Annotated in this window: 5 protein-coding genes and 1 riboswitch; of the genes, 4 read left to right on the plus strand and 1 reads right to left on the minus strand. The window is 61.9% G+C overall.

Features of this window, described 5'->3' with window-relative positions:
- Positions 1 to 146, plus strand: a riboswitch (cobalamin riboswitch). This riboswitch is flagged as partial in the annotation.
- A gap of 120 nt (positions 147 to 266) precedes the next feature.
- The 4 genes from D8U18_RS25520 (at position 267) to cobM (ending at position 2,426) form a co-directional block, all read left to right on the plus strand.
- Positions 267 to 461 carry a CbtB-domain containing protein gene (locus D8U18_RS25520; protein WP_130903432.1) on the plus strand — a complete coding sequence of 65 codons (195 nt, stop codon included), beginning with the start codon at positions 267 to 269 and terminating at the stop codon, positions 459 to 461.
- Positions 462 to 472: 11 nt separating this feature from the next.
- Positions 473 to 1,186 (plus strand): CbtA family protein, encoded by a 714-nt coding sequence (locus D8U18_RS25525; protein ID WP_130903433.1) that lies wholly within the window; start codon positions 473 to 475, stop codon positions 1,184 to 1,186.
- A complete protein-coding gene (locus tag D8U18_RS25530; RefSeq protein ID WP_056852817.1) occupies positions 1,183 to 1,596 on the plus strand; it encodes a cobalamin biosynthesis protein in 414 nt (137 codons plus the stop codon). Before D8U18_RS25525 ends, D8U18_RS25530 begins: the two co-directional genes overlap by 4 nt.
- 83 nt (positions 1,597 to 1,679) lie before the next feature.
- Positions 1,680 to 2,426, plus strand: coding sequence for a precorrin-4 C(11)-methyltransferase (gene cobM, locus D8U18_RS25535; RefSeq protein WP_131108876.1), 747 nt, complete (start codon positions 1,680 to 1,682; stop codon positions 2,424 to 2,426).
- A 163-nt stretch (positions 2,427 to 2,589) separates the two neighbouring features.
- On the opposite strand, the gene D8U18_RS25540 is transcribed toward cobM, so the two are convergent.
- Positions 2,590 to 2,934: NifU family protein (locus D8U18_RS25540; RefSeq protein ID WP_177435065.1), on the minus strand; the 345-nt coding region annotated here is incomplete at its 5' end.

Below are 2,934 nucleotides of genomic sequence, written 5' to 3' on the forward strand. Positions count from 1 at the left end.
AGTCCGGTGCTGCCCCCGCAACGGTAAGCGAGCGAAGCGTCAGATCCACTGTGCCGATGAGGCATGGGAAGGTGATGCTTGCAGGAACAGGCTCAGGCCTGCGCCCCTCGTGAGCCCGGAGACCGGCCCGCAACACAAGGTGAATACACCATCACTGAATGACAAACCCGCGGTGGGCGGGCGCTGTTCGAAGCTCTGCGCGCCCGTTCGTGCGGGCTTTCTGCATGCGCTTCTGATTCCCCGCTGACAGACCAGAGGGAAACGCCATGTCGATCACCAGCAGCACCGCTCATAGCAACACTGCAAGCGCCACCACTACCCTGACTCAACGTCTGACCGCCGCTGTCTGCGCGTCGATTCTCGGCGCATGCCTGGTGTACTTCGCCGGTTTCTCGCACATCGAAGCCGTGCACAACGCCGCGCACGATACCCGTCACAGCGCCGCGTTCCCGTGCCATTGAGACCTTCAGACATGATCAAGCGTATTGCGCAAACCGCAGGTTTCAGCGGGCTGCTCGCCGCCCTGCTGCTCACTCTGCTGCAAAGCTTCTGGGTCTCACCGCTGATCCTGCAGGCCGAGACCTACGAGAAATCCGAACCCGCCGCTGTTGAAGCCCACGAACACACCCACTCCGAAGGCGCCGTTGCCGCGCACACCCACGATGGCGAAGCCTGGGAACCGCAAGACGGTTGGCAGCGTGTGCTTTCGACCACTGGCGGCAATCTGGTGGTAGCCGTCGGCTTCGCCCTGATGCTCGCCGGGCTCTACACCTTGCGCGCACCGACCAAAACCTCCCAGGGCCTGCTCTGGGGCCTGGCGGGCTACGCAACCTTCGTGCTGGCGCCAACCCTGGGCCTGCCGCCTGAATTGCCGGGCACCGCTGCCGCCGATCTGGCGCAACGGCAGTTCTGGTGGATTGGCACCGCGGCCTCCACCGCGGTGGGTATCGCCCTGATCGTGTTCAGCCGTCACTGGCTGATGAAAGTCCTCGGCGCGGCGATCCTTGCGGTTCCCCACGTGATCGGCGCGCCGCAACCGGAAGTGCATTCGATGCTGGCACCCGAAGCACTGGAGACCCGTTTCAAAATCGCTTCGCAGCTGACCAACGTGGCGTTCTGGCTGGCCCTGGGCCTGATCAGCGCCTGGTTGTTCCGCCGCAAAAACGATGGCCAATACCGCGCATGACTGAAGTCAGCACAGTGCCGACCCTGGTGGTCGGCCTGGGCTGCCAACGGGGCTGCCCGGTGAGCACGTTGCGCGCACTGCTCGATCAGGCGCTGCAAGCACACCGGATCGAGCTTCATGACATCAAGGCCCTGGCCAGCATCGACTTGAAGCGCGACGAACCGGCTCTGATCGAATTGGCCACGCAACTGGCATTGCCGTTGATGTTTTTCAGTAGCGAACAACTGGCTGGTTATCAGCCACACCTCAGTCACCATTCACAGATCGCCTTCGAGCGCACCGGTTGCTACGGCGTGGCGGAAAGTGCCGCCCTGGCCTTGGCCGAACAACTGGGCCATGCACCGGCAAAACTGCTGATCCGGCGACAAAAATATGCCCAGGCCACTCTGGCATTGGCCTGCGCTGCGTAAAATCCCCGATAATCCGCGCAATCGATCATGAGCAATCTTCATTTGAAGCCTTGCCCAGCCCCTTTTTTCCACAGGAACCGACGATGACCGTCTATTTCATTGGCGCAGGTCCCGGCGACCCGGAACTGATTACCGTCAAAGGCCAGCGCCTGATTCGCAGCTGTCCGGTGATCATTTATGCCGGCTCATTGGTACCCGCTGCTGTTCTTGAAGGCCATCACGCCGAGACGCTGGTCAACAGCGCCGAACTGCATCTGGAACAGATCATCGAGCTGATCAAGCGCGCCCACGCCAACAACCAGGATGTGGCGCGGGTGCACTCGGGCGATCCGAGTCTGTATGGTGCCATCGGCGAGCAGATTCGCCACTTGCGCGAACTCGGCATTCCTTTCGAGATCATCCCCGGCGTCACCGCGACCGCCGCCTGTGCCGCGCTGCTTGGGGCGGAACTGACGTTGCCGGACGTGTCACAGAGCGTGATCCTGACCCGCTATGCCGACAAAACCGCGATGCCGGCGGGCGAAGAGTTCTCCAGCCTGGCGCAGCACGGGGCGACCATGGCAATTCATTTGGGGGTTAATCACCTGACGAAGATTGTCGAAGAGCTTGTGCCGCATTACGGCGCAGATTGCCCGATTGCGGTGGTTCATCGGGCGACCTGGCCGGATCAGGATTGGGTGCTCGGAACGCTTGAGGACATTGCCGAAAAGGTTGCCGCCAAAGGGTTTCGTCGTACGGCGTTGATTCTGGTGGGGCGCGTGCTGGGCAGTGACCAGTTCAGCGAGTCGTCGCTGTATCGCGCCGGGCATGCGCATTTGTACAGGCCCTGAAACACTTGTGGCGAGGGAGCTTGCTCCCGCTGGACCGCTAAGCGGTCCCTCCATCAGCCATTGCACTCATCACGGGAAATGCATCGGCTGACAGGCGACTGCTTCGCAGTCGAGCGGGAGCAAGCTCCCTCGCCACAGTGTTTTTCATGTCGCAGCGAACACCTTAGTAGTAGGCGTTTTCTTTCTGCGTGTGGTCGGTCACGTCACGGACGCCCTTGAGCTCCGGGATGCGCTCGAGCAAGGTGCGCTCGATACCTTCCTTCAGGGTCACGTCTGCCTGGCCGCAGCCCTGGCAACCGCCGCCAAACTGCAGAACGGCGATGCCGTCCTCGACCACATCGATCAGGCTGACCTGGCCGCCGTGGCTGGCCAGCCCCGGGTTGATCTCGGTTTGCAGGTAGTAATTGATACGCTCGTTGATCGGGCTGTCGGCATTGACCATCGGTACTTTGGCGTTTGGCGCCTTGATGGTCAGCTGGCCACCCATGCGGTCGGTGGCGTAGTCGAC

Source organism: Pseudomonas sp. Sample_10 (assembly GCF_004321495.1).
Classification (GTDB): Bacteria; Pseudomonadota; Gammaproteobacteria; order Pseudomonadales; family Pseudomonadaceae; genus Aquipseudomonas.

Bases quoted from the DNA above. Each gene is read 5' to 3' on its own strand.
- D8U18_RS25520 (WP_130903432.1), top strand. From the start codon at position 267: ATGTCGATCACCAGCAGCACCGCTCATAGCAACACTGCAAGCGCCACC.
- D8U18_RS25525 (WP_130903433.1), top strand. From the start codon at position 473: ATGATCAAGCGTATTGCGCAAACCGCAGGTTTCAGCGGGCTGCTCGCC.
- D8U18_RS25530 (WP_056852817.1), top strand. From the start codon at position 1,183: ATGACTGAAGTCAGCACAGTGCCGACCCTGGTGGTCGGCCTGGGCTGC.
- cobM (WP_131108876.1), top strand. From the start codon at position 1,680: ATGACCGTCTATTTCATTGGCGCAGGTCCCGGCGACCCGGAACTGATT.